At 65.6% G+C, this 26368-nt stretch carries 24 protein-coding genes, 1 tRNA gene and 1 pseudogene; 10 read left to right on the top strand and 16 right to left on the bottom strand.

Features of this window, described 5'->3' with window-relative positions; all coding sequences use genetic code 11:
* Positions 1-4 precede the first annotated feature (4 nt).
* The 6 genes from E0T84_RS16560 to E0T84_RS16535 all read left to right on the top strand — a co-directional run bounded on the left by E0T84_RS16560 (position 5) and on the right by E0T84_RS16535 (position 5463).
* Positions 5-907 carry a mycobacterial-type methylenetetrahydrofolate reductase gene (locus E0T84_RS16560; protein ID WP_070185882.1) on the top strand — a complete coding sequence of 301 codons (903 nt, stop codon included), beginning with the start codon at positions 5-7 and terminating at the stop codon, positions 905-907.
* 10 nt (positions 908-917) lie between these two features.
* Entirely contained in the window at positions 918-1703 is a 786-nt protein-coding gene (folP, locus tag E0T84_RS16555; RefSeq protein WP_070185883.1) for a dihydropteroate synthase, read from the top strand.
* Between the two features lie 471 nt (positions 1704-2174).
* Positions 2175-2795, top strand: coding sequence for a GNAT family N-acetyltransferase (locus E0T84_RS16550; RefSeq protein ID WP_305801191.1), 621 nt, complete (start codon positions 2175-2177; stop codon positions 2793-2795).
* Positions 2796-2907: 112 nt separating this feature from the next.
* Positions 2908-3171: an acyl carrier protein gene (locus E0T84_RS16545; protein WP_070185885.1), complete on the top strand. Its 264-nt coding sequence runs from the start codon at positions 2908-2910 to the stop codon at positions 3169-3171.
* Positions 3168-4733: a long-chain-fatty acid--ACP ligase MbtM gene (mbtM, locus tag E0T84_RS16540; protein ID WP_138744976.1), complete on the top strand. Its 1566-nt coding sequence runs from the start codon at positions 3168-3170 to the stop codon at positions 4731-4733. The genes E0T84_RS16545 and mbtM overlap by 4 nt, the downstream gene beginning before the upstream one ends.
* 79 nt (positions 4734-4812) lie before the next feature.
* Complete coding sequence (locus E0T84_RS16535) at positions 4813-5463, top strand: dihydrofolate reductase family protein (protein WP_138744975.1); 651 nt, start codon at positions 4813-4815, stop codon at positions 5461-5463.
* A 4-nt stretch (positions 5464-5467) separates the two neighbouring features.
* Here the strand turns inward: E0T84_RS16535 and E0T84_RS16530 are convergent, their stop codons facing one another.
* From E0T84_RS16530 to E0T84_RS16500, 6 genes and pseudogenes are all read right to left on the bottom strand, one after another.
* Complete coding sequence (locus E0T84_RS16530) at positions 5468-6559, bottom strand: enolase C-terminal domain-like protein (protein WP_138744974.1); 1092 nt, start codon at positions 6557-6559, stop codon at positions 5468-5470.
* 29 nt (positions 6560-6588) lie between these two features.
* Positions 6589-7810: pseudogene (locus E0T84_RS16525) on the bottom strand (GMC oxidoreductase).
* 85 nt (positions 7811-7895) lie between these two features.
* On the bottom strand, positions 7896-8606 hold the full coding sequence (locus E0T84_RS16520; RefSeq protein WP_138744973.1) for a gluconate 2-dehydrogenase subunit 3 family protein: 711 nt from the start codon (positions 8604-8606) through the stop codon (positions 7896-7898).
* A complete protein-coding gene (locus E0T84_RS16515) occupies positions 8606-9052 on the bottom strand; it encodes a hypothetical protein (protein WP_070185890.1) in 447 nt (148 codons plus the stop codon). Before E0T84_RS16515 ends, E0T84_RS16520 begins: the two co-directional genes overlap by 1 nt.
* The gene (locus tag E0T84_RS32340; RefSeq protein WP_249383659.1) at positions 9049-10896 is read right to left on the bottom strand and encodes a thiamine pyrophosphate-dependent enzyme; all 1848 of its coding nucleotides are present in this window, start codon (positions 10894-10896) and stop codon (positions 9049-9051) included. The genes E0T84_RS16515 and E0T84_RS32340 overlap by 4 nt, the downstream gene beginning before the upstream one ends.
* A complete protein-coding gene (locus E0T84_RS16500) occupies positions 10893-11393 on the bottom strand; it encodes a hypothetical protein (protein WP_070185891.1) in 501 nt (166 codons plus the stop codon). Before E0T84_RS16500 ends, E0T84_RS32340 begins: the two co-directional genes overlap by 4 nt.
* Before the next feature lie 124 nt (positions 11394-11517).
* Here E0T84_RS16500 and E0T84_RS16495 point away from each other — a divergent pair, with 124 nt between their 5' ends.
* On the top strand, positions 11518-12012 hold the full coding sequence (locus tag E0T84_RS16495) for a MarR family winged helix-turn-helix transcriptional regulator (protein ID WP_234998238.1): 495 nt from the start codon (positions 11518-11520) through the stop codon (positions 12010-12012).
* A gap of 13 nt (positions 12013-12025) precedes the next feature.
* Here the strand turns inward: E0T84_RS16495 and E0T84_RS16490 are convergent, their stop codons facing one another.
* The 8 genes from E0T84_RS16490 to E0T84_RS16455 all read right to left on the bottom strand — a co-directional run bounded on the left by E0T84_RS16490 (position 12026) and on the right by E0T84_RS16455 (position 21510).
* On the bottom strand, positions 12026-12592 hold the full coding sequence (locus E0T84_RS16490; protein WP_138744972.1) for a TetR/AcrR family transcriptional regulator: 567 nt from the start codon (positions 12590-12592) through the stop codon (positions 12026-12028).
* A 22-nt stretch (positions 12593-12614) separates the two neighbouring features.
* Complete coding sequence (locus E0T84_RS16485; RefSeq protein ID WP_138744971.1) at positions 12615-15473, bottom strand: RND family transporter; 2859 nt, start codon at positions 15471-15473, stop codon at positions 12615-12617.
* Entirely contained in the window at positions 15473-15913 is a 441-nt protein-coding gene (locus E0T84_RS16480; protein ID WP_171055057.1) for an MmpS family transport accessory protein, read from the bottom strand. Before E0T84_RS16480 ends, E0T84_RS16485 begins: the two co-directional genes overlap by 1 nt.
* A gap of 159 nt (positions 15914-16072) precedes the next feature.
* Entirely contained in the window at positions 16073-17032 is a 960-nt protein-coding gene (locus E0T84_RS16475) for a D-2-hydroxyacid dehydrogenase family protein (RefSeq protein ID WP_171055056.1), read from the bottom strand.
* Positions 17033-17035: 3 nt separating this feature from the next.
* Positions 17036-18304 (bottom strand): amidohydrolase family protein, encoded by a 1269-nt coding sequence (locus tag E0T84_RS16470; RefSeq protein WP_070185894.1) that lies wholly within the window; start codon positions 18302-18304, stop codon positions 17036-17038.
* A gap of 14 nt (positions 18305-18318) precedes the next feature.
* Positions 18319-19092: a class II aldolase/adducin family protein gene (locus tag E0T84_RS16465; protein ID WP_070185895.1), complete on the bottom strand. Its 774-nt coding sequence runs from the start codon at positions 19090-19092 to the stop codon at positions 18319-18321.
* Complete coding sequence (locus E0T84_RS16460; RefSeq protein ID WP_138744969.1) at positions 19079-20671, bottom strand: class I adenylate-forming enzyme family protein; 1593 nt, start codon at positions 20669-20671, stop codon at positions 19079-19081. Before E0T84_RS16460 ends, E0T84_RS16465 begins: the two co-directional genes overlap by 14 nt.
* 56 nt (positions 20672-20727) lie before the next feature.
* Complete coding sequence (locus E0T84_RS16455) at positions 20728-21510, bottom strand: FadR/GntR family transcriptional regulator (protein WP_070185897.1); 783 nt, start codon at positions 21508-21510, stop codon at positions 20728-20730.
* Between the two features lie 81 nt (positions 21511-21591).
* Between E0T84_RS16455 and E0T84_RS16450 the strand changes: the two genes are divergently transcribed.
* Positions 21592-22425, top strand: coding sequence for an MBL fold metallo-hydrolase (locus tag E0T84_RS16450; protein WP_070185898.1), 834 nt, complete (start codon positions 21592-21594; stop codon positions 22423-22425).
* Between the two features lie 11 nt (positions 22426-22436).
* Here E0T84_RS16450 and E0T84_RS16445 read toward each other — a convergent pair whose 3' ends face one another.
* The gene (locus tag E0T84_RS16445) at positions 22437-22925 is read right to left on the bottom strand and encodes a universal stress protein (RefSeq protein WP_070185899.1); all 489 of its coding nucleotides are present in this window, start codon (positions 22923-22925) and stop codon (positions 22437-22439) included.
* A gap of 253 nt (positions 22926-23178) precedes the next feature.
* On the opposite strand from E0T84_RS16445, the gene E0T84_RS16440 reads away from it, so the two are divergent.
* Positions 23179-24351 carry a Fic family protein gene (locus E0T84_RS16440; protein ID WP_070943491.1) on the top strand — a complete coding sequence of 391 codons (1173 nt, stop codon included), beginning with the start codon at positions 23179-23181 and terminating at the stop codon, positions 24349-24351.
* Positions 24352-24527: 176 nt separating this feature from the next.
* Here E0T84_RS16440 and E0T84_RS16435 read toward each other — a convergent pair.
* Positions 24528-24603, bottom strand: a tRNA-Arg gene (locus tag E0T84_RS16435).
* A 268-nt stretch (positions 24604-24871) separates the two neighbouring features.
* On the opposite strand from E0T84_RS16435, the gene E0T84_RS16430 reads away from it, so the two are divergent.
* A complete protein-coding gene (locus E0T84_RS16430; RefSeq protein WP_070185901.1) occupies positions 24872-26341 on the top strand; it encodes a wax ester/triacylglycerol synthase family O-acyltransferase in 1470 nt (489 codons plus the stop codon).
* Positions 26342-26368 lie beyond the last annotated feature (27 nt).

Raw genomic sequence — 26368 nt, 5'->3', positions numbered from 1 at the left:
ACTTGTGACGATGAATACTGTCGCGCTCGAATTGGTGCCGCCCAATCTCGATCGCGGGACAGGTGATGCCGTGGAGGAAGCGCAGAAGGTGGCCCGGCTTTCTGCGGAATGCGGCGTGGGAGAGCGTCTCGGCCACGTCATGATCCCGGCAATGATCGCCGAAGACGACGACCGTCCGATCGAGATGAAGCCCAAGATGGACGTTCTCGAGTACTGGTCCCGGCTCCAGTCCGAATTGCCGGGTGTGCGTGGGTTGTGCACCCAGGTCACCTCGTTCTCGGACGAAACGGTGCTGCGTGATCGGCTGACCGGATTGAGCACGGCCGGGTTCGACGGCGTGATTTTCGTCGGTGTGCCGCGCACCATGAACGACGGCGACGGTACGGGTGTCGCACCGGCCGACGCATTGTCGAAATTCGACGGCCTGGTCGCGAACCGCGGGGTGATCCTGATCCTGATCCCGACCCGCACGGGCGAACAGGGCCGGTTCGCCTTCAAGTGCGACAAGGGCGCCACCTTCGCCATGACCCAACTGTTGTACTCGGACACCGTGGTCGACTTCCTGCGCGAGTTCGCCCGGAAGAATGATCACCGGCCGGAAGTTCTGTTGTCGTTCGGGTTCGTACCCAAGGTGGAGAGCAGAGTTGGCCTCATCGACTGGCTGATCCAGGACCCGGGCAATAAAGCCGTCGCGCAGGAACAGGCCTTCGTCAAATCGCTGGCCGCCGGTGAGCCCGCCGACAAACGGCGGCAACTGGTTGACCTCTATAAGAGTGTCATCGATGGATTGGCCGACCTGGGTTACCCCGTGAGTCTGCACTTCGAAGTGCCATACGGTGTTTCGAGGCCCGCGTTCGAAACGTTCGCCGAGATGCTGGCTTACTGGTCGCCCGGGCAGTCGTCCTGAGCGGACCGGGATGAACGCACGGTCCTGTCCCACCCAGATGCGGGTGATGGGGGTGTTGAATGCCACCCCCGATTCATTCTGGGTTGACAGCAGATTCGACGTCGCTGCACTTGCGGTCGCGGCCGGACGGCGGATGTTCGACGCCGGGGCGTGGGCAGTGGACGTCGGTGGCGAATCGTCTCGACCGGGCGCGGTGCCGGTATCGGTCGACGAGGAACTCGCCCGCGTGCTCCCCGTCGTCGCCGGGCTGGTGCACCTGGGCACGGTGTCGGTGGACACCCGCAATCGCGAAGTGGCCGAGGCCGCGGTGCGGGCCGGCGCCGGCATCATCAACGACGTTTCGGGCAAGCTCTACGACCTCGCCGGGCACCTCGGGGTCGGCTACGTGAGCATGCACTCGCATACGGTGCCCGTCCTGGCAGGAGTGTTCCCGCAGTACGACGACGTGGTGAGCGAGGTCACCAGCTTTGTCACAGGCGTCGCGCAGACAGCTATCGCCGGTGGTGCGCACCCCGTGTGGATCGACCCCGGTATCGGGTTCGGAAAATCGGCCGACCACAACTTGGAGTTGCTGCGTCACCTTCCGGCGATCTGCAGCGGGCGCTTCCCGGTGCTGCTGGGTGTCAGCCGAAAGTCATTCATCGGGCACGTCACCGGCCGCGGAGTCGAGCACCGGCTGGCCGGATCGTTGGCCGCGGTCGCGCCCGCCTGGGCCGCCGGCGTCGATGTCATCCGGGTTCACGATGTCGTGGAGACACTGGACACCATCGCGATGCTGCAGGCGATCTGGGGCTGACCACCGCCGCACGAATCGGCCCTCGACGATTGTTTTCTGAACCGAGACCGTCGTGGGCGCCGGTCTGCGTCCGCAGGCTTGGCTGTGACGAGCCGTTCGGTGCCGAAAGCCGACGACAACCACCCTGGCTGCCGCGCAGTGCCGTTCGCCATGATCCACAGGCCGCACGGCAATGACCCTCACAGCCAATTCACAGATAGCAACGTCGGCAGGAAGCCTGAGGGTGCCTTTCCTGGGGCGCGAAAAGCACTGTTGTGCTGCAGTTTTGGAAATTGACGCCGAATATTGACGGTGGTTTTGAACTGAACCGGGCATCGCCACGGGTCCCGAAAGGGGCGCCCCACCAACGGAAAAGTTTTGGTTAGTGTCACCCTCGCTGATCTGAGGAAGCCGCGGGTCCGGGGTGGCGCACACACAAGGTGGCGCCTCCCGGACCTGTGCGGGAGACAGGGGGATGGGCAGTTGGCGTGGGTGTCATCGCGGGAGGGCTTCCCGGTCCTGCCGCGGGAACTGAAGAACGTCTCCGACGCCGTGCGCCTCACGCCGGGACCGCCCGTACCGCAGCTGTTGCGACCGAGCAAGATTCGAGTGGCAACCGATGGCGATGCCGCGATGATCGCCGAGTGGATGAACCGGCCGCACCTCGCCAAGGCCTGGGAGTACGACTGGCCGGTGGAGCGCTGGCGTAAGCATCTGAATGCCCAAGTGGAAGGCGACTATTCACTGCCGCTCGTGCTGAGCATCGGTGGAGTGGATCGTGGCTATCTCGAAATCTACCGCGCTGCGAAGGATTCCATTGCCGACCGGTATGACAGCGAGCCCCACGATCTCGGTCTGCACGGCGCGATCGCCGACGAAGAGTTGGTCAACCGGGGTCTCGGTCCGATGCTGCTGCCCAAGATCGTCGCAAGCGTCCTGGCCGCCGATCCCGACTGCGAGCGGATCATGTTCGACCCCGACCACCGCAACACCACCGTGCGTGGATTGTGCGAGTTCGTCGGTTGCCGGTTCCTCGGTGAGCACGAGATGTCCAATCGCAGGATGGCGCTCTACCAACTCGACCGGAGCACCGCCGGGAAATGGATGGCCTGAACCCGTCGTGTCAATACGGCTGACTGACAGCCGCTTTCAACGCAATCAACTAGATGCCGTACCGGAAACGAAAGGTGAGGCTGGTCTCATCGACCCGCTGTAACACACATATATGACCGCTACCGATTCATCAACATCGTCCGCTGTGAGCGAGGGGCTGGTCTCCATCCTGCGGGACGATCTCGAACTGCCATGCCAATCGCTGAGTGCCAGCACACGTCTCGTCGACGACCTCGGCATGGATTCGGTCTCGTTCGCGGTGGGCCTGGTGACCATCGAGGAGAAGTTCGGCGTGCAGCTCAGCGAGGAAGACCTCATCACCTGCCGCACCGTAGGTGATCTGCAGTCGGTGATCGACGAGCGGAGCGCGGCATGAACCCGCTCGCCGGCGCCCTGCGGGAGGCCATGGTCGGTTCGCCACATGACCTTGTGGTGCTGGACCGCGAGACCGACACCTGGCAGCGCCGCCCCTGGCCCGAGGTACACGGGATCGCCGAGCACGTCGCGGCCTACCTGTTGCGGCGGGACCATCCTGGCGCCGTCGGCCTGGTCGGTGAACCGACGGTGGAACTGGTTGCCGCCATTCAGGGCTCGTGGCTTTCGGGATCGGGCGTATCGATCCTTCCGCGTCCCCAGCGGGGCGCCGAACCGTCCGAATGGGCACGAGCCACCCTGGCCCGGTTCGCCGGCATCGGCGTGACGACGGTGTTCAGCTACGGCCCCACCTTGCGGCTGCTACAGGATGTCGACTCACCGCTGACGGTGTGTGATGTGGCCGATGCCGCACGCACCTCCACCTCGGCGCAGCTGACGTACCCCGACCACGCGGAGGTGGCCATCCTGCAGGGCACCGCCGGGTCCACCGGCACACCACGTACCGCGATGCTTGCGCCGGAGGCGGTACTCAACAACATTCTGGCCGTCACCGAGCGACTATCGCTGAGCCGCAACGATGTTGGCTGCTCATGGCTGCCGATCTACCACGACATGGGGCTGGCGATGGTGTTGGCGTCGACCATGTCCGGTATGCCGCTGTGGCTGGCGCCGACGGGTGCCTTCTCCGCCGCGCCGCTGCGGTGGGCCGAATGGCTCTCCGAATCGTCGGCCACATTTACCGCGGGGCCGAACTTCGGCTATTCGGTGCTCGGCAGATTCGCCAACCGGGTTTCCGACGTCGACCTCGGTGCGGTGCGGATCGCGATCAACGGTGGTGAGCCGGTCGACTGCGCCGGTGTCGATCGATTTGCCATCGGCATGAGCAGGTTCGGTTTCGACGCGACGGCGATGGCGCCTGCCTATGGGATGGCCGAGGCGACCTGCGCGGTGACCATCCCCGCGCCGGGAGAAGGTCTGCGCATCGATATTCCCGACGCGGCGGACACCGGCCGGCGCTTCGCATTGCTGGGTCGACCGGTGCCGGGTATGGAGATCCGCATCGTCCCCTCTGCTCACGATGAGACCGGCGCCTCCGGCGAGGTCGAGATCCGTGGCTCCTCGATGATGACGTCCTATCTGGGGAACGCGCCCGTCGACGCGGGCGGTACCGGCCAATGGTTCCCGACGGGCGACATCGGCTATCTGGTCGACGGTGCACTGGTGATCTGTGGTCGATCCAAGGAGATCATCACGATCGCGGGACGCAACATCTTCCCCACCGAGATCGAGCAGGTCGTCGGCGAAGTTGCCGGGGTTCGTGAAGGAGCGGTGGTCGCCGTCGGTACGGAATCCGGTGCCGCGCAGTCGCGGCTTCTGGTGGCGGCGGAGTTCACCGGCACCGAACAGGACACCACCCGCAGCGCCGTGATCCGGCGAATCGTGTCGGTGTGCGGCGTGACGCCCGCCGACGTCGTGTTGATGTCGCCGGGGTCGCTGCCACGCACGTCGTCAGGAAAGCTCCGGCGGTTGGAGGTCCGTCGCCAACTGGAGGCCGCGCGGTGAACGCGCGGCCCGTGCGATGAGTTTTACCCTCGTCCCGAGTCAACTCAGCATCCAGCGCTGACCGAACGGGAGAGAACTCGTGGCCCAACTACTCAAAGTCCAGAATTTCAACGTCTCCAGCGATGGATTCGGCGCAGGAGAGAACCAGAGCTTTGAGCGTCCCTTCGGCCACGCCGATCCGGGGACGATGTTCGCCTGGGCCGGCGCCACGGCGAGCTGGCCCAACCGGACCGAGCCCGGCGGCAGTCGCGGCCTCGACGACTATCTGACCCGGGACTTCCACCACAACATCGGTGCCGAGATCATGGGCCGCAACAAGTTCAGTCCGTACCGCGGCCCCTGGCAGGATCACGCCGACTGGCAGGGCTGGTGGGGTGACGTGCCGCCGTTCCACACCCCGGTCTTCGTGATGACCCATCACCCACGGCCGTCATTCAACCTGTCCGACACCACGTTCCACTTCGTCGATGCCGATCCGGTCACCGTGCTAGAGCAGGCCCGGGCCGCCGCCCAGGGCAAGGATGTCCGGCTGGGAGGGGGAGCGTTCACCATCCGGGAGTTCCTGGACGCCGACCTGATCGACACCCTGCATGTGGCGGTTGCCCCGGGAAAGCTGGGCAGCGGGTCTCGGCTCTGGGAGTCACCCGAGGAGTTGGACGACCGCTTTCACCATGACGTGGTGCCGAGCCCGGGCGGCGCGGTCACTCATCACTTGTTCTGGCGGAGATGAACTTTCAGGGGCGACAGTAGTCTGACGCTCGTGCCGACACTGTCATGCCGTGGCCGGACACCGAGGTGTCGACATACAGGTGTCCGTCGGTGGGAATCGGGACGCCGTCGAACAGAATGGTGTCCAGCCGGGCATGGTCGATGAAGTATTCGATATGTCGTAGGTGCGCGGTGGCAGCGGCGACCGGCAGGTGCAGCGCGGGAGCGCAGTGGGCGGAGACCTCAAGGTTGTGGGCAGCCGCCACGGACGCGGCCGACAACCAGCCGGTGTAGCCGCCGCAACGCGTGACGTCGAGTTGAAGGCAGTCGACAACGGGGGCCAAGCGCCGGGCCTCGTAGTTGTCGGAAATGTACTCGCCTGCGGCCACATCACATCGCATCGTGTGCCGCAGCAGGCCGAGTGAATCGGTGTCGTCGCTGCTGACCGGTTCCTCGAACCAGGTGATACCCAGCTCGTCGAGATGATGGCCCATCCGCCGAGCCTGTGCCGGAGTGTAGGCGCCGTTGGCGTCGACCATCAGCTCCGCGCCGTCGCCGGCCAGGTGCCGTAGGTCATTGATGCGCGACAGGTCGCGGGCGATGTCGCTGCCCCATCCCTGGCCTATCTTGATCTTCATTGCGGTGCAACCGGCAGCCTGCCATTGGTCGATCTGTTCGGCGAGCTGTTCGTGGTCGAGGTTGGTGAATCCGCCAGAGCCGTAAATGGGCACGCCCGAACGTGCCGGGCCGATGAGGCTGCCCAACGACTGGCCGTACAGCCGGGCCTTGAGATCCCACAACGCGATGTCGACGGTGCTTAGCGCCTGCATCACCAGGCCCCGGGTGCCGTAGTTTCGGCAAGCCCGGTGCATCGCGGCCCAGGCGCCGGCAACGTCATCGGTATGTCGGCCGAGCACCACGTCCCGTAAGTGGTGCGTGACGACACCGGCCGCAGCCGGTGAACTGTAGGTCCAGCCGGTGTCGGTTTCTCCGGCGGCCCGGACCTGCACGACAACCGCGCTGGTGGCATCCCAGGTCAGGGTCCCGTCTGACTCCGGCCCGGGGGTGGGGACGGTGTAGGTGGTGGCCTCGAGCTGTGTGATCGAAGTGGAATTCATTGGTGTGCATACCTTTTGCGGAAGCAGGTTCAGGATTTTGCGGCGTGTTCGACCATGATGTCGGCGGCCCGCGCGGCCAGCGCCATGATGGTCAGGGCGAGGTTTGCCGCGCCCTGAGTGGGCATCACGCTGCCGTCTACCACGTAGAGGCGCTGCACGCCGAAGACTCGATGCTCGCGATCGATGACCCCGCTCTCGGGCCGGGCGGCCATCCGGGCGCCGCCCACCAGATGCGCGTAGCGCTCGATGGAGATGACTTCCTGCGCTCCGGCGGCGCGCAGCATGTCGGACATCAACTCGGTGGCGGCGGCGATGAGCAGTTTGTCGTTGTCGCACTGGCTGTAGCTGAAGTGCGCCACCGGAAGGCCGTGCCGGTCCTTCTCGTCAGCCAGCGTCACCCGGTTCTCGGGTTGCGGCAACAGTTCGCACAGCGCGCCGAGAGTCGCCCAGTGCACGTAATCGCGCATGTACTCGCGCAGTGTCTGTCCCCAGTGCCCCTGTGCAGCCACATGTTCAGACCAGGTGATCGGCAACGGGCTGACGTTCTGAACGGAGAACCCCCGTCGATAGCGTTTGGTGGGATCGGTTTCGTAGAACTGCTCGGTGCTGGCCTCTGGCGGCGGAGCCTTGTACATCCGGATCTCGTCCTCGAACCGTCCGGCCACCTGCGGGGCGCCCTGCACCATGATGTGGCGCCCGAGCTGATCGTGGTCGTTGCCCAGTCCGTCCGGATAGCCGTTCGTGGCCGAAAGCAGCAGCAGCCGGGGGGTTTCGATGGCATATCCGGCGACCACCACGGCACGCGCGCGCTTGCGGATCGTCCCAGGGCCAGTCCTGCCCGGCGACCGGCAACTCTGCCTCGATCTGTTCGTAGTAGTGGCGTAGGTCCTGGTAGGCGATGGGCCAGTCCGCCCCGACCCCGTCGACGCTGTAGGTATGGAAGTCCGAGGGGTGGAACCTGGGCGTGTAGCCGGCGTAGTGCACCATCGAACCGCCGACGCCGCGTCCGGAGTTGTTGGACCCCAAGGGAACCGGATTCGCACCACCGATCTGGCGTGGCTCCGTCCAGTACAGACCGTGGGACGCGCGCTCGTCGCTGACCCAATCGGAATCTGGACTCCAGAACGGGCCGGCATCGATGAGCACCACGCTCCAGCCGGCCCGCACCAACCGCTGACCGAGAGTCGCGCCCCCGGCACCGGCCCCGACGATCACCGCATCGACCTCATCGTCGTTGCGGTAGCGGCGCATGTCGGCCCTCAGCTGGTGGTTGGTCCGAGAACCGTCGTTGGGGATGAGCCACGCCGAGGCATTGCGGTGCCGTACCGCGCGCGGGCTATCCATCGGTGTCCTTTTCGGGCAGGTCGTCGTCGTGCCGGCGGGCTCGCTCGACGCGGCGGGCGAACGGGACCGGGGCGGCGGCCCGTTGGTCGCCCACTTCGAAGGACTCCCGCGCATTGATGCCGGGATTGAGGTATCCCCGCGGATAAGCCGGCCCGGGGAAGCCCATCTCATTCCACGCCCACGGATGCGAATAGAACGCGGTACAGGCGTAGCGAGTCCACAAGCCCCACACGCGGCCGGCCGTCACCCCGTGCCAATCGTCGCCGCGGCCGGCCAGGTCTTGGACGTGTTGCAGGAGCCGGGCCTGCCTGCGCTCGTCGAGTTCGGCATAGCCGTGGCCGTAATGCGCATGGGCGTCGGCGTCGAGGCCGGCCAGGCTGTCCCGCCAGGCCTGCCCGTCTTCGGGCATGTCGTCGTAGTGCCAGCCGTCGGTCTCGAAGGTGGCCAACCGCTCGTCGATGAGCGCCAGCACCGGCACTCGGGGCTCGCTGTCCTGGGCCAGCATCAGATCCAGCATGGGGCTCGCCACCGCCACTTCTGCCGGGGTGAAAAAGGACAGGCCCGCCGGAAGCGTCAACCGGGCCAGCACTGCTCCCGCGGTCACCTGGTCCCACTGGTCGGCCCGGGCCAGCACATCGAAACCGGCGAATCTGCCTCGCCCGTGCGGGGTGATGCCCTGCTGTCCGGGAGCGCGAAACCGCATCAGTCCGACCGTCCTTCACCCAGTGGGTGCTCCCGGCGCAGGACCGCGGCGAGCAAACCCATGCCGCCCACCAGTGAGGCCAACAGGGGAGCGAAGGTGGGAGGGCCGGATTCCATGTTGTATTTGGTGATCCCACCGGGGCGCTGCCGTACGCCCCGGAGGTGCAGATAGGTTCCCTGCAGTCCGTTGGCGACGATCAGGATGCTGGCGGCGGGTAGCACGGTGTGCGCGGCACGGGGTGAGAAGAATGCCGCCAGCCCGGCAGGTACCGCCGCGGGCACGATGACGATCGGCCAGTACATCATCCGGTTGCCGAAGCTGGCCGCATCGTGCGACAGATAGATCTCGGCGGTCGTGATGGCTGCGCCGGCAGCGGTGAGTGCCGAGAGCGTCCGCTCGAACCGGCCCGTCCGGATTGCCCGTACGGCAGCTCCGACGGGGTTCATGACCGGTCCTGCTTCTCGTTCGGAAGGTACTGCTGCAGTTTCTGTTTGATGCCTTGCTTGACGAAACCCTTGGTGTCCTCGTCTCCGCCGATCACCGCCTGCACCAGGGACTTTACCTGTTCGTAGGTGGCGTGCGGCGGGATCGGCGGCACGTCGGGGTCGCACCGCACATCGAGTACGGTGGGTCGATCGGCCGCCAGAGCCTGGTCCCAGGCCGGCCCGAGTGCCTCGGGATCGTCGATGTTGGCGCCGTGCAGGCCGAGACTGCGGGCGAAAGCGGCATAGTCCACATCCGGAAGATTCTGGGTTTCGGGGAATTTGGGGGAGTTCTCCATGGCCCGCATCTCCCAGGTGACCTGGTTGAGATCGTTGTTGTGCAGTACGGCGATGATCAGCCGCGGGTCCGACCACTGCTGCCAATATTTGGCGATGGTGATCAACTCGGCCAGACCGTTCATCTGCATGGCGCCGTCGCCGGCGAACGCGATGGCGGGCCGGTCGGGGTGGGCCCATTTTGCGCCGATCACATACGGCACACCCGGGCCCATGGTGGCCAGGGTCCCAGAGAGTGACCCTCGTACTCCGGCAGGGAATTTGAGATGACGGGCGTACCAGTTCGCCGCGGATCCGGAATCGGCGGTGACGATGGCGTCAGCCGGAATGCGTTGGGAGAGCTCCCAGAAGATGCGCATCGGATTGATCGGGTCGGCCCCTGTCATCGCGGTGCGCTGAACCGTGGTCCACCAGCTGCTGACCTGTTCCTCCACGTGCTCCCGCCATGATCGGTCGGATTTGCGGTGTAGCAACGGGATCAAGGCTGGCGATGCGCGCGGTTGCCGAGTACGTCGTTCTCCGGGATATCCCGGTAGCCGTAATGATCGTTCGCCGGGCACCGGGCCTCCGGCCACTGTGTACGCGGGTTTGAGATCGGGACCGTCGGCGAGCACCCGCTGTGCGATGAAGCCGGCCGCATCGTCGAGTAGGGGATGCGGGCCGTCGGCAGCCATCGCCTGCCCGACATAGCACTGGTCGCGGATCCACACGTAGCGGTAGTCGTAATTGCGCCCGGTGTCGGCGTGTTCGGGCAGGCTCATCGTCGCCGCGGCGACGGTGCCCCCACCAGGCGGGGTCATACCTCTGAGTACCGCATAAGAGTGCCGGGCATCGTGGGGCGCGATACTGGTGTCCAGGGAGGGAACCGTGGCACGCCAATGGGTTTCGGTGCGTTCCCACAGTTTTCCCGCATCCGGCAGCGGATCCGACGGGGCGGCCACAGACAGTTCGACGACGATGTCGAGGAACCCACCTTCGGGAACGGTGAGGTTCGCGCGCAATGCGAGGCCATCCTTGCGCGACACCGAGGCGTGCGGGACGCCGGCCAGCCGCAATCGCAGATCGCCGACATCGGCATGCCAACAGCCCTGATCATCGCGTGCGAGGCGGGCCATCGTGCGACGGTCGAACCCAGCGGCCGGTGAGAACACCAGCTGCACATCGGCGTCGCCGCGGACTGCCAGGAGCCGGCGGAGCAGGATCGCCCGTTGCGGGTCACCGGGAAAGGCCAGCGCTTCCCGACATTCGATGATGCCGTCGTGGGTCACCCAGCGAGAGCGCCAGATCAAGCTGCCCTCTTCGTAATGCCCTCCCCAGACGAACCGCTGGGTGGGGGTGATCGCGAAGACGCTTCGTCCGCCGATCAACGATGCGAAGACCGCGTCGTCATCCCAGCGCGGCGCACACATCCAGCACACGTCTCCGCGCGGTCCGATGAGCGCACCCCGATGCCCGTCGGCGAGCAGTGCATACTCACGCAACACATGTGGTTCGAAGATGGACTCGGTCATGTGCGATGTCCAGAGGCGCCGCGCGGAGTGCGGGACGTGTTCCGACACGGAATCCAGGCCGGGCCGCCGATGCGGTCCGGCACCAACCACATCCCGACTGCAAGGTGATAGCAGAACAGCAGTGCCCACAACAGGATGGCGGCGTTGGTCAAGGCCAGGGGACCGGACTCATGGTGAGCCGCCGCAACTGCCGAGATGATCACCAAGAACAATGACGCGGTGGCGAGCGTGGCGCTGAAGACCAGAGCGACGCGCCGCCACACCGAGGCGAGCGCGGCCGCCACCCCGATGCCGAGCAGCGTTGCGCTCAACGCGGGAGTCAGTGGCAGCCACGACGTTCCGTCGTACGCGTCGATCAGGCCGACCACACCGATCACGATGGCCGGGACCGCCTCGATGCGCAGCATCCATCGCGCCTGATGCCAATGGGACGGATTCAGGCTCACCCGGCGCAGACCGCCCTGTTCTGATGCCCTGCTGCGACCACCTCGCGCCATAGCCCTCCGCTCCAAGTGCTGCTGGGGTGGGGATAGCGCAAGGGTTTCCAATCAGCGATTGGTCCAAACCGGCACGTTGTGCGAGCCGCACAACGTGCACATCGCAACTACAATTGGCCTGATCGTGAAAACTGACTCCTCGATGACCGACGGCAGGGGCGCGGGCGACACCGACGGGTACGCCGCCCAGCTCGAACGTGCCACCCGCGGCCTGCTCGCGCTCAACGTCATCGCCCTGGAGCACTTCGAGAAACGCATCGGGCTGTCGTCGCTGCGCGCCCTGCAGTCGTTGGGCCGGATCGGTCCCTGTTTGGTGAGCGCGCTGGCTCAGGACCTACAGGTGGCGGTGTCGACCGCCAGCCGGCTGGCCGACCGGCTCGCCGAGGCCGGGCTGATCACCCGCTCCGTATACCCGCAGAACCGCCGGGCCACCCTTCTGGATCTGACCGATGACGGCCGAGCCATCCTGGACGATCTGGTGGCCTATCGCGTCGAGCTGTTCGAAGGCGTGACCACCGCCCTCGGGCGCGTCGAGCGCAACAATCTTCTTCGCGGAGCCACAGCGTTCACTGTCGCTTACCGCGCCCTGTCCGACGGTGACAAACCGGGCGCCCCATAGGTTCGTTGCGCATCTAATCGCGGCAACGCATCCCGCGCTCGAAGGTGCGGATGACGGCGGGAGCGGCGGCGTGTTGGGGCATGAGGCCGTTCTTGGAGTCCTGGCAGGCCCACATGACCAACCCGTAGAGCGCGTGTTCGAGCCACTGCGTGCTCGATTCGGGGTCGAACATGCCTTCGGCCTGGCCGCGTTCGATCAGATTCGTGAGATAGCTGTTGTCAGGCATCGCCTCGGCCGGCAGGTCACGGAGCACATTGGGGTCGTCGAAAAGAAACAACAGCCGGTTGCCGACCGAGATCATCGCGTTGATGACGCGCCGCATGGCATCGACCGGGCAACCATCTTCGGGCGCGGCGGCCGCCACCGCGTCGGACACGACTCGCACCGAGTCGACGATGGTGGCGTTGACCAGGCTTTCCCGGTCGGGAAAGTACCGATGCACCGTGGTACGGCCGACGCCGGCCGCCTTGGCGATGTCCGGCAATGTCGCGGTCCGGTCATCGGCCAGGACGACGGCGGCGGCCTCGATGATCGCGGCGCGGGTACGCGCCTGAGTAGCCGAGAGCTCGCCGATGCGCATCCGTCGATGGTATCGGCGACCGTCACGACGGTCTTGCCACCGGTATCGGCCTGGTCCGGTCCGACAGGAACCGTGCCGGACGTTGCCGGACCGGCAGCGGCCACCAGAACCACCGCCCGAGGATCGCGGCGATCGTCGGAGTCATCAGCGAGCGAACGACGAGGGTGTCGAACAGCAGGCCCAGGCCGATGGTGGTGCCGCCCTGGCCGATCGCGATCAGATCACTGGTGGCCATCGAAGCCATCGTGAAGGCGAACACCAGGCCCGCTGCGGTGACCACGCCGCCTGTGGCGCCCATGGCCCGGATGATGCCGGTGTTGATGCCCGCGCCGACCTCTTCCTTCATCCGGGACACCACCAGCAGGTTGTAGTCCGATCCGACGGCCAGCAGGATGATGACCGAGAACGCCAGGGTCATCCAGTGCAGGTCGATTCCGAGTAGGTACTGCCACACCAGGACCGACAGGCCGAACGATGCGGCCAGAGACAGGATCACCGTGCCCACGATCACGAACGACGCGATCAGCGCGCGGGTGATCAACAACATCACGATGAAGATCAACGTGATCGCGCCACAGGCCGAGATCAGCAGATCCCATTGCGCGCCGACCTGGATGTCCTTGTATGTGGCCGCGGTGCCGCCGAGGTAGATCTTGGCGTCGGCCAGTGGCGTCGTCTTGACCGCCTCGCGAGCAGTCTTGAGGATCGGGTCGACATGCGAGATGCCTTCGGAGGTAGCCGGATCCACGTCGTGAGTGATGATGAACTGGGCCGCCTGACCGTCCGGCGAGACCATCAGCTCCAGCCCGCGTTTGAAGTCCGGGTTGTCGAACGCCTCGGGCGGCAGGTAGAACGAATCGTCATTGCGGGCCTCGTCGAACGCCTGGCCCATCACCGACGCGGTGTCGGTCATCTTGCCGATCTGGTCGACCAGGCCGTTGAACGTGCTGAACATCGTTTTCATGGTGCCCTGCATGGACTTCGAGATGGCGATCATCGGCGGCAGTTGCGCCACCAGCTGCGGCATCAGCTGATCCATGTCGTTCATGTTCTTCACCGATTCCGAGAGGGTCTCGGTCATGGTGTCGATACCGTCGAGCCCGTCGAACATCGAGCGCATCGAATGACACATCGGGATGTCGTAGCAGTGCGGCTCCCAGTACAGGTAGTTGCGGAGCGGGCGCATGAAATCGTCGAAATCAGCCATGTGATCCCGCATTTCGTTGGTGCTGGCCTGCATCTCGTTCATGCTCGCCGTGAGTTCGTGGGTGATATCGGTCATCCGGTTCATCAGGCCCAGCATGTTCTCCATGATGGCGATCATCCGGCCCAGATCATCGGTGAGCGTGTTCATGTCGCCCATGCGTTCCCGCAGGAACTGCAGGTTCTCGGTCATCGACACCGACTGCATGCTCACCTGGAAGGGCACCGAGCTGTGTGCGATCGGGCGGCCCAGCGGGCGGGTGATGCTCTGTACGCGCGCGACGCCGGGCACGCGGATCAGCTCGCGGGCGATCTTGTCCAGCACGATCATGTCGGCCGGGTTTCGCAGGTCCCGGCCCGCGTCGACGAGCAATAGATCCGGATTCATGCGGGCGGCGGTGAAATGTCGTTCAGCGGCGGCATATCCGACGTTGGAGGGCAGATCCTTGGGGATGTAGAGCCGCTCGTTGTAAGACGTCTGGTATCCGGGCAGGGCCAGCAGGCCGACGAGTGCCACCGCGATGGCCGCCGCCAGGATCGGGACCGGCCAGCGCACCACCGAGGTGCCCAGGCGGCGCCAACCGCGGGAACGGATCTCGCGTTTGGCATCGAACCGGCCGAATCTGCTGCCGACGACCAGCATGGCCGGCGCCAATGTGAGTGAGGCCAGGACCACCACCGACATCCCGATGGCGCTCGGGATTCCCATCGAGCTGAAGTAGTTCAAACGGGTGAAGTGCAGGCACAGCATGGCGCCGGCGACGGTGAGACCTGAGCCGAGGATGACGTGCCCGACACCGTGAAATGCGGTGTAGTAGGCGTCTTCTCGTTCCTGCCCCTTCTGGCGGGCCTCTTGGTACCGGCCGACGAGGAAGATGGCGTAATCGGTTCCGGCCGCGATGGCCAACGAGGTCAGCAGGCTCACCGAGAAGGTCGACAAGCCGAGCAGGCCGGCGTGGCCGATAGCGGCGACCACACCGCGGGCAGCTGACATCTCCAGCAGCACCACGATGAGCATCAGCAACATCGTGGCGAACGACCGGTAGACCACGATCAGCATCACCGCGATCACGGCGATGGTGACGAAGGTGATTTTGACCATGCTCTTGTCGCCGGCTTCGTTCATGTCCGTAGTGAGCGGACCTTGGCCGGTGACATAGGCTTTCACGCCCGCGGGCGGATGGGACTCGTCGATGATCTTGCGGACCGCGGCGACCGATTCGTTGGCCAAGGTCTCGCCCTGGTTGCCGGCGAGGTTGACCTGAACGTAGGCGGCTTTGCCGTCGGTGCTCTGCGAGCCCGCCGCGGTGATCAGATCGCCCCAGTAATTCTGCACGTGCTGAACGTGTTCGGTGTCCGCCTGCAGTGTGCGGACCAGTTCGTCGTAGTACCGATGGGCCTCGGTGCCGAGCGGCTGATCGCCCTCCAGCACGACCATCGCGATCGTGTCGGAGTCGAACTGATCGAATCGCTCACCGATCTTCTTCATCGCCACCAGTGCCGGTGCGTCCTGCGGTGACAGGGAAACGGCGTGCTCGTGCCCGACGACCTCGAGCTGGGGGATCAGGGCGTTCAGGACGACGACGAGCACCACCCACGCCAGGATGATCGGGATTGATGCCACCCGGATGACACGGGCGACGCCGTTGTGACCAGGAGTGGCACTGTGGTTACTCATCAGGCGGCCTTGTCCAAGCAGAAGGCCTGGGCGTCGTGCTGGTTCACGGTCTGCTCGTCACGGACCTCACCGTTGACGATGATCCGGCAGCTGATCACTTCGCTATCTCCTTGGGCGACCACGTTGGCGAACACCGTGGGCAGGGTGGTGACCACTTCGTGCCGCCACGGCAGCGAGCTGAAGCTCTCGGTGTGGGGCTGGGCATCGGCGTCCAGGTAGCTGACGTGGCCACTGGTGCCGCTGGGCCCCTCGATCTCGTAGACGACGCGCTTCGGGTTGAACTCGACGATGTCGTCGCCGGCGGACTGCCCCGGTTCGGTGTTGATGTGGGTGCCGAAGATCCCGTGCATCCGGTTCATCGCGAATCCACTGATCGCAAGCGCGACCACGAGCACCAACGGAATCCAGAAGCGACTCGCAAGCCGAAATACCGCAGCCACGGCAAGATCCACCTCTCCGGTTCGGCGCGCGCCGACGGAAACCCCATCCGACCGCGTTTGATCGGCCGAACGTAACAGGCCCTAAGTGGATCGAGAACGTTCCATTAAGGGATTTTGAGATACCTCACAGTTGTTTGCGAAAGGGAATTTTTTGATGACCTACGCGGTGAGTAGACGTAGCGGCGATCCCGCGCAATAGGCGGCGATGTCCTCGACGATGTCGCGGTAGAAGATGGTCATCACACCTTCGGTGACGTAGCCGAGGTGCGGGGTCAGCAGAGTGTTGGGCAGGGTCCCCAACGGGTGCCCCGGGGGCAGGGGCTCATGTTGGTAGACATCGAGGGCCGCGCCGCGAATCTGCTTGCCACGCAGGGCGTCCACCAGCGCCTCCTCGTTGATGAGACCGCCTCGTGAGGTGTTCACCAGGATCGCCGAGGGCTTCATCGCGGCCAATTCGACGGCACCGATCAGGCCACGGGTGGAGTCGGCGAGCACCATGTGCAACGACACCACATCGGCGTCGGCGAACAGCGTCTCCCGCTCCACGCGGACCACGCCGGCCTTGCCGGCGCGCTCGTCGGTAAGGTTCGGACTCCACGCAATCACGTTCATGCCGAAGACCTTGCCGATCGCGGCGACCCGGCTGCCGATCCGGCCGACCCCGACCAGGCCCAGCGTCGCGCCGTGCAGATCGCTGCCGATGGTGCTCTGCCACTGCCCATTCCGGATGCGTTGGTCCTCGGTGACCAGGTGCCGCTGCAGGCCCAGGATCAACGCCCAGGTGTGCTCCACGGTCGGGGTGACGGCGCCGCCCGTGCCCGACACCGTGATACCGAGGCGGTGCGCGGCGGCGATGTCGATGGCGGCGTTGAACGGGCCGGTGGTAACCAGCAGCTTCAGGGCGGGCAGCTGGGACAGCAGGGTCGCGTCGATCGGAGTGCGTTCCCGCATCGCGACGACGACCTCGTGGCCGGCCAGCGTCTCGACCAGGGCCGGACCGGGGGCGATGTGCTCACGCAGTGAGGCGATCTCGACGGGCCGGGGGATGGGTGACCAGTCGACCGTAGCGGCGATGCCCTGGTAATCGTCGAGGACGGCGATGCGCAGCGGTTCGGTCATCGCTCAGTAGGCGTTCGGGTCGGTCTGCACGGCCGCGGGCACCGGATGCTGATAGAGGCGGGAGGCGTTCTCCCAGGTGATCTTGCGGATCGCGTCGGCCGGCAGGCCGTGAATCTGTTCGTGGATCGTGCGCTGGGTGTGCGGCCAGGTCGAATCGCAGTGCGGGTAGTCGGCTTCGAGCAGGATGTTGTCGGTTCCGATCCGCTCGTGCTGGATGAACGACGACTGGTCTTCGACCGCGCAGAACCAGAAGTTCCTCGCGAATACCTCGGCGGGGGAGAGCGTTTCACCCAACGCCTTCCAGGTTCCGTACATCTGGTGGTAACTGAGCATGTGGTCGAGTCGGTCGAGCAGACCTGCCACCCAACCGATTCCGCCCTCGGACAGACAGATCTTGAGATCCGGGTACCGGCTGGGTAGTCCCGAGTACAACCAGTCGACCGCGGCGGTGATGGCGTAGGCGAAAAACAGCACACCTTGAACATCCGGTGGGGCGTCATCGGTGGTGGACGGAGCCGAGCCCGAGGATCCGATGTGCAGATTGACCACTGTGCCCGTCTCGGCACACGCCGCCATCATCGGTTCCCAGTAGCCCGAGTGGATGGTCGGCAGGCCGAGCATGGCGGGGTTCTCACTGAAAGTCACAGCGTGGAAACCGCGTTCGGCATTCTCGTAGATCATCTGCGCACCGACCTCAGGGTCGAGCAGCCAGGGCAGCTGGCACGGAATGATCCGATCGGGGTAGGCCCCGGCCCACGCCTCCAGGTGCCAGTCGTTCCAGGCCCGCACCGCGGCCATCGCCAGATCCCGGTCTTTGGTCACCTGCTGCAGCCGCTGACCGGCGAACCCGGGCAGGAACGACGGGAAGTTCAACGATGCGTACACGCCGTTGAGGTCCATGTCCCTGACACGCTCGTGAATGTCCCAGGCGCCGCGGCGCATCTCGTCGAACCGCGCAGGCTCGAAACCGTATTCGGAGACCGGGCGCCCGACGACAGCGTTGAAGCCGACGTTGGGCAGCGACTGTCCGTCGTACATCCAGGTTTGACCACCGTTGTCGGTGTCGACGACCTTGGGGGCACGGTCGGCGAACTTGCGCGGCACCCGGTCGGTGAAGGTGTCCGGTGGTTCGACGATGTGATCGTCGACGGAGATCACGGTGTAGAGCCGTTCGGCCCGTTCGGGTTCCGGCAGGAAGGTCACCTTCCGGTCGGCGCCCTTGTTCGCGGTGGTGAAGTCGAGATTGCCGGCGAGCTCGTCGATGGACTTCATGAGGCAGTCTCCTTCTAGGTCAGCACGTCGGGGTCGGCCTTGATGGTCATGCGGGCCGCCCCGGCCCAGTACACGTCGGCCGCCCGTTCGATGAGAGAGGCCTTCATGCCGTACATGTCGGAGCGGTTCATCGCCGTGGGCTCACGGCCGGTGAGCATCACCTGGTACGCCAGCTTGCAGACCCGGTCGATCGAGGCGGCCCGATACACGGCCTCGGCCACGGTGCCCCCGGTGGTGATCACTCCGTGGTTGGCCAGGATGGTGAGGTTGGCCGTACCGATCCGCTCCGCCAGCTCGCCGGCCCGCGGTGCCGAATCGACCTCGCCGTCATAGGTTTCGACAAAACACATGTCATCGAGAAACAGCGAGCCGGTCTGGTGGACGAGCTCCGGCAGCTTCCCCAACGCCGCGATGAGACTCACGTAGTACGGGTGATTGTGGATGACGACGCGGGCATCGTCGCGCACACGATGCAGTTCGGTGTGGATGTGGATGGCCGGGGTGACATCCCAGCGTCCGCGAACCACCGCGGCGTTCTCGTCGACCACACAGATGTCGGATGCCGTGAGCTCCTGCCACCACAGGCCCCACGGATTGACCAGCATCTCGGTGCGGCCCTCGGGTTGCCAGGTGATGTGGCCGGCCATGTTCTCGGCGAACCCGATGGCGGCCAGGTGCCGGAACGCCACCGCCAGTGCCTGCTCTTCGGTCAGGTCGACGCCGATCGGTGGGGTCACCGACGGCGACCACACCTTCAATCCGCCCTGACGCATCTCACCGACGCTCATAGCCGTCTCCCATCCGCGTCCGGATATCTTCGCGGAGTTGACCTTTGGCGATCTTTCCACCCGAGGACCGGGGTAGCTCGCCGAGCACGATGAGCTTCTCCGGAAGCAGCTCCTTCGACATGCCCTGCGCCAGAAGGTGCTCGACGAGTCCGGGCAGATCGACGTCCTGGCCGTTGGCGCTCTCGACGTAGACGCACACCTTTTCGCCGAACACCGGGTCCGGCATCGCCACGGCCGCCGCCACCGCCACGGCGGGATGCGTCGTCACCGCATCCTCGACCTCGACGGCACTGACGTTCTTGCCGCCGCGGAGAATGAAATCGGAGGTGCGGCCGGTGACGGACAGGTAGCCGTCGGCGTCGACCTCGCAGACGTCACCCATCCGCATCCAGCCGTCAGGCGTGTAGAGCTTGTCGTGGTCCACCCCGCCGAGATAGCCGAGGCTGGTGGCCGGCCCCCGGCAGGCCGGTTGACCACGGCCCGTTGAGGTCACGTCTTCATCGCCGTCGAACAGGCGCACCGCCATCTCCGGCACCAGCTGCCCGGCGGTCCGCAGCCTGCGCTCCCGGGAGTCCCGCAACGTCGTCCCGCTCAACAGGCCGGTTTCGTTGGAGCCGTAGAACTGCAGGATGGTGGCGCCGGTGAGTTCTTCGAAGTCGGCAGCCCGTCGATACGGCAGCGCCTCACCGCCGGTGAACACCACCCGCAGCGAGCTCAGGTCGTTCTCGCGCGATGCCTGGTCGGCCATGATCATCAGCAATTGGGTACTGACACAGCACAACACGCTGACCCGGTGGCGGGCGATCGCCTCGCATGCGGCCTTGGCATCGAACTTCTCGAGCAGCACGGTGGTGGCCCCGAGGTAGATCGGCGTGGTGTGGGCGGTCCAGATGCCGAACCCGAACGGGGCAGGGATGACCGGGAGGAAAACGTCCTCGGAGCTCAGGGCGCCGTTGGCGACGGCCCGTTGATGGAAGTAGTGCCACCGGTTCTGGGTGTGCACAACGCATTTGGGCAGGCCCGTGGTCCCTGAGGTCGAATTGATCAGGAATACGTCATCGGCACCGACACTCGTTGCCGGTGGCCGCGGCGGGGCATCGGTGTCGAGGGACAAACCGTCGAGCACCAGTGGGCTGACCGCAGGCATCAGTCCGGACACAGTGGTTTGTGCCGACGACCGCCGCGCCGGGTCGGTGATCAGCAGGCGCGGCTGAGTGGTCCGCAGGATCTGGCCGGCCTCGCGGGTACCGGCGCGGGCACCGATCCCGACGACGACGGCGCCGCAGCGCTCGATGGCCACGAACAGCACGTGGATGGCGGCGGTGTCGCCGTGCCACACCGCCACCCGGTCACCCGGGGTGACCCCGGCGCCCGTGAGCTGGGTGGCGAGCAGTGTTGCAGCGGAGTCGAACTCGCTCCAGGTATGCGCGCCGGCGGGGTGGTCGACGTAGGCCGGCTTGTCTGGGTGGGTCAACGCGTGTTCGTTGACCGTCTGCGACAGGGTGCGGTCAGACCACCAGCCGGCTGATCGGTAGCGGGCCGCGTCTTCGGCGTCAATGACGGCGTCGCCGACCTTCATGGCCGAATCATATGAAAATAAGAGGCTGTGTCAACGGTCACAGCGTCCATCGGAGCTCACGGCCTTCGAGGGGTGGTCTGTGCCCAGGTGCGCACCATCGTCGGGTCGACGACACCCTCGACGCCCGGATACTGCTGAGCGTTGACCAGATGTGCCGCGGCCAGATCGCGGGCCCGCTGCGCGTCGCCCACGTCGATCGCGTCGATCACCTGCCGGTGGTCTTCCAGTACCGCCCGGCGCTCCTCGACGGGCACCGTCGAATGATCGGTCACCTGTGCGGACCAGTTTTGCTCGTGGGCGGACCACAGTGCCTCGAGCGCGCCCGCCAGGATGATCATCGTCTCGTTTCCGCAGTGGCGCACCAGCGCCTCGTGATACCGGCGGCTCGCCGAGGTGGCTTGCCGGAGGTCCGATACCGAGAGGACCGATTCTTCATGCAATTCACGGAGAATGGGCACCACCGTGCGCTTGCGGTCTGGGCGCTGGGCGCACAGCGCCGCACACGCCGGCTCGACCTGCAGCAGCGCCGTACCCACATCGGCGAGGCCGACCTGCCCGGCGCCGAGTACCAACCCCATGGTGTAAGCGAGGTTTGCCGCATCGGGGCGGTGCACCACCGCGCCGCCGAGCTTGCCGCGCCGTACCGTCAACAGCCCCTCGGCCTCGAGGATGCGCATCGCCTCACGCAGCGACGGTTTGCTGATCGGATACTCGACGAGCAGTTCGTCTTCCTTGGGCAGGATCGTGCCGTCGGGCAGTTCGCCGGTCAGGATCCGGCGCCGCAACTGATCGGCGACCTGTTCGGCAAGTCGCTGGAACCGGACGTTTGGCTGCGCCACGCATCGAGTCTGCCAGATGGCCGACCGATTGACGGAGCCCCGGAGCCTTGTTTCCAAATGATTTGTCTCATACGGTGAGCCATGCAGAAGTGGACCATCGGCACGCTGACAGTTCATTCCGTCCTCGAGACGCTGGTGCCGACCCGACCCGACCGGCTGTTTCGCGGGCTTCCGTCGGACCTCCCGAGCTGGCTGCAGCCGCACTATGTCGACGACGCGGGCAACCTGCTGGTGGCCATCCAGTCGTTCTTCATCGAATCTGGTGACGAGCTCGTGGTCGTGGACTGCTGCTTCGGGGAGGGCCACGACCTGCCGTACCAGATCCCGATGGACCCGGACCGGTATGGCCAGTCGCTGGCCGCAGCTGGATTCACCCCGGGCGATGTGACCACCGTCGTGTGCACCCACCTTCACCTCGACCATGCCGGGCGTAACACCACGCGGCAGGACGGGCCCTGGATACCCACCTACCCCAACGCGACCTATTTACTGGCCGCCGACGAGTACGCGTCCTGGCGGCAATCCTCGGCGCCGAACCGAGCTGCCGCCGAGACCGTCGAACCGCTTGTCGCACACGATGTTCTGCGGCTCACCGAGACCGACCACGCGATCAACGAAGAGATCCGGCTGATCGCGACACCGGGTCATACACCGGGCCACATGGCGGTGCGGCTCGAATCCGGCGGGGAAGTGGCGGTGATCAGCGGAGACGTCATCCACCACCCGCTGCAGATCACGCATCCGGAGGTGCAGCCGTTGCCCGACGAAGATCCAGGTGCGGCCGCGGTCACGCGCGCGCGGCTGCTGCAGAGTGTCGCCGACGAACAGGCCCTCCTTCTCGGAACCCACTTCGCCGCACCCACCGCAGGCACCGTCGTCTCCGACGGCGACCGGCTGATGTGGGTGCCGTTGTAACCTGTGGCGCCTCAGTCCGCGGTGTGCACGATCAGGATGTCGATCTTGACGCGGCGGGCAATGGTGTCGGGCACCGAACCCAGCAGACGTCCGGCGACGGAGTTCAGTCCGATGTCACCGACGACGATCAGATCTGCCTTGACGTCGGTGGCCAGTTTGACGAGTGCCTCGACCGGCGCGCCCTCGATTGCCTTCTCGTTGATGTCGCCGGCACCGGCAGCCTTTGCCCGGTCGCGGGCCACCTGGAGGATCTCGTACACGGGCGCGGCCCCGTGCAGCCGGTAGCCCTCTCCCTTGAGGCTGTCGGCAGCACGCGTGTCGACCACATGGTCGTGCGACGGCGCACGTGACCAGCCGCCCTTCTCCACCACGGGCTGATACGCGCTCGCGATGATCAGCTTGGCGTTCTCCTGCGCGGCGATCTCGCCGGCGCGGTGGACCGCGCGCAACGACGAGTCCGAGCCGTCGGTCCCGACCACGATCGTCCGATACGTGCTCATGTTGTCTCCGAACTGTCGGCTTAGCAGGACGACCAGGACATTAATGCACGTCAATCTTTCGCCGGTGGAGTTTCGGCCGCGTGCCGTGTCGAGGACAACCGAAGCAGGTGTCAACCGTCAGCCGACCTCACACAGATGGAGAGCGGTTCTCGGGCATAAGCGCAGGAAACGGCAACGTCGACGGTCCCTGCCAACTGAAGCCAACCGGAGCTGCTAACGTCACTTAAGCAATAAATGAAGTTACACTGGGTCAGTGACTTCACTTCGGCCCGTCACCTACGAGGACGTCCGCTGGGAGCCGCAGGGCAGGCGGTATGCGAGCACGGCGCCGCCCAGGTACGGCACCTATCATCCCGCGGTCCCAACCAGCATTGCCGACTTGGTCCTAGAACTGCCGTCATCTGTGTTGGCCGACGCTGAGTTGGCCAGTCGCGAGATCGGACGGTTTGACGCCGAACTTGGCGGCGAGATCGCTCCGTTTGCTGCGGTGTTGCTGCGGTCGGAGTCGGCCGCCAGCTCGCAGATAGAGAACTTGACCGCGTCGGCGCGCGCTATCGGTGAGGCTGAGCTGCCCGGTGGCAAGGCTAAGCGCAACGCGGAGGTGATCGTCGCCAACACTGCCGCGATGCAAGCCGCGATTGCTTTGTCCGACGCCGTGGACGCCAACGCCATCCTGACCATGCACCGCGCGTTGATGGTCAATGATCCGCGCCATACCCCAGGCGAATTCCGCACTGAGCCGGTGTGGATCGGCGGTGGGTCCACTCCGATCGGCGCGACGTTTGTCGGTCCGCGCCATGAATTGATCCCTGGGGCGATCGGCGATCTGATCGCGTTCGCGCAGCGCGCCGACATTCCTGCGCTTCCGCAGATCGCAGTAAGCCACGCACAGTTCGAGACCATTCACCCCTTCACCGATGGCAATGGCCGCACGGGCCGTGCGTTGGTACAAGCGATGCTGCGCAACAAAGATATGACCCGTCAGGTCACGGTTCCGGTCTCCGCCGGATTGCTGGCCGACACCGGCGCATACTTCGCGGCGTTGACGAGCTACCGCGACGGAGACGCAGCGCCGATCGTCGAGCGCTTCGCCGAAGCTACCGTTCTGGCTATCGGCAACGGGCGACGACTAGTCACCGATCTGCGCGAAATCCGGGAAACGTGGAACGACGTAATCGCCGCACGGTCCGATTCCGCGGTGTGGAAGGTCGCCGATTTATTGACCCGCCGCCCTGTCGTGAACGCTGCGCTCTTGGCGCAAGAGCTGAGCATCGAATCTACCAACGCGCACCGCTACCTCAACCCACTCGCCGAGGCGGGAATCCTCGTCGAGACAACAAATGGACCGCGCAACCGAGTGTGGCGGTCACCTGAAGTCCTTGCTGCGATTGACGCTTTCGCCGAACGCGCCGGCCGGCGAGGCTAACCTCGAAACGAGCGTGCTCGCTAAGCGTGTCCGCCGATCAGACGAGCTACGTGAGATGCAGGCTCACCTATTGTATTGAGCTTGTTTTGAGCGAGCGCTCGACCGACATGGAGTTGTCGGATGTGCGGGGTCCGGTGCGCTCAAGAACAAGACGCACACGTCAAACGAACGAGCCATGGCACCCCCGACAGGATTCGAACCTGCAACCGACCGGGTAGAAACCGGATGCGCTATCCGTTGCGCCACGGGGGCAAGTCGGACCACCACAATTTACACCGCGTTGGGTGTCGCTACCGAAACGGATGTGCACCACGTGGGCTGCTCGAACCGCAGCCGATGGCGGCCGCCCCGTTTCGCGACCTACCGGACAAACACCTCCCACCGATCGACGAAACCCGTACCTCGGCGTGAAGGGGCGGTGACGCGCGTCGGACGCCCGGCAAAGCCCTACGCGGCCACCGGTGGCGGACTAGCGTGGACGCTGCACTTGGTGGCCAGGGGAGGGGAGAGGGACCACGCTATGAGCGACGTGCCGGAGTTGGACGCGGCCGGACTGCCCGAAGAGCTGAGCGCAGTCGATCAGCTGTTGCATCGGGGTGAGGCAAACCCGCGAACTCGATCCGGGATCCTGGGTGTCGAGATCCTCGACACCACACCGGATTGGGAACGATTCCGCTCCCGGCTCGACCAGGCGTCGCGGAAGGTGCTGCGGCTGCGCCAGAAGGTCGTCATGCCGACCCTGCCCACCGCCGCTCCCCGCTGGGTCGTCGACCCCGACTTCAACCTCCACTACCACGTGCGGCGGGTGCGGGTTCCAGAGCCCGGAACGCTGCGCGACGTGTTCGACCTGGCCGAGGTTGCGCTGCAATCGCCGATGGACATCAGCCGCCCGCTGTGGAGCGCGACCCTCGTCGAAGGGCTGGCCGACGGCCGCGCGGCGACCATCCTGCACCTGAGCCATGCGGTGTCCGACGGCGTCGGCATCGTCGAGATGTTCGCCAACATCTACGACCTCGAACGCGATCCCGAACCGGCTGCGTCCGCGCCACTGCCCATTCCGCAGGATCTCTCGCCCAACGACCTGATGCGTGAGGGCATCAGCCGGCTGCCGGGATCGATCGCCGGCGGCGTGCTCGGTGCGCTCGGGCAAGCGGCCCGCGCGGTGACCAAGGTGGTGCGTGATCCGGTCTCCGCGGTCAACGGTGCGGTCGACTACGCGAGGTCCGGCGCGCGGGTGATGGGGCCTGCTGCCCACCCCTCGCCATTGTTGCGGCGCCGCAGCCTGTCGTCGCGCACAGAAGCGATCGACATCCCGTTCGCCGACTTGCACCGCGCGGCCAAGGCGGCCGGCGGTTCGATCAACGATGCATATCTCGCCGGACTCTGCGGCGCCCTGCGGCTCTACCACGATGCCAAAGGCATCTCGATCGACACGTTGCCGATGGCCGTGCCCGTCAACCTGCGGTCCGAGGACGATCCGGCCGGCGGCAACCGCTTCGCCGGGGTCAACCTCGCCGCACCTGTCGGGATCGTCGACCCCGAGACGCGGATCAAAGCCGTCCGGTCGCAGATGACGAGCAAGCGCGAGGAGCGCGCCATCGACATGGTCGGCTCGATCGCGCCCGTGCTGAGCCTGCTGCCCGACGCCGTGCTGGAGACGGTGGCCGGCTCGGTGGTGAATTCCGACGTGCAGGCAAGCAACGTTCCGGTCTACCCGGGCGATACCTTCATCGCCGGGGCAAAGATATTGCGTCACTATGGGATCGGCCCGTTGCCCGGAGTCGCGATGATGGTGGTGCTGATCTCCAGATCGGGATACATCACGGTCACCACCCGCTACGACCGGGCGGCCATCGCCGACGACAAACTGTTCGCCAAGTGCCTGCTGGACGGCTTCGACGAGGTGCTGGCGCTCGGCGGCGCCGGCCGAGCGGAGCCCGCCTCCTTCAGCAGCGACGCGTCGGCGACGAGCGGGAGTGCTGCACAGTGACTTCGAAGGATTCGGACGCACAGGCAA

The sequence above is a fragment of the Mycobacterium sp. DBP42 genome, assembly GCF_005924235.1.
In the GTDB taxonomy this organism is placed as follows: Bacteria; Actinomycetota; Actinomycetes; order Mycobacteriales; family Mycobacteriaceae; genus Mycobacterium; species Mycobacterium syngnathidarum.
The sequence above is the reverse complement of the archived record's forward strand: the minus strand, read 5'-3'. Positions and strand labels throughout refer to the sequence as shown.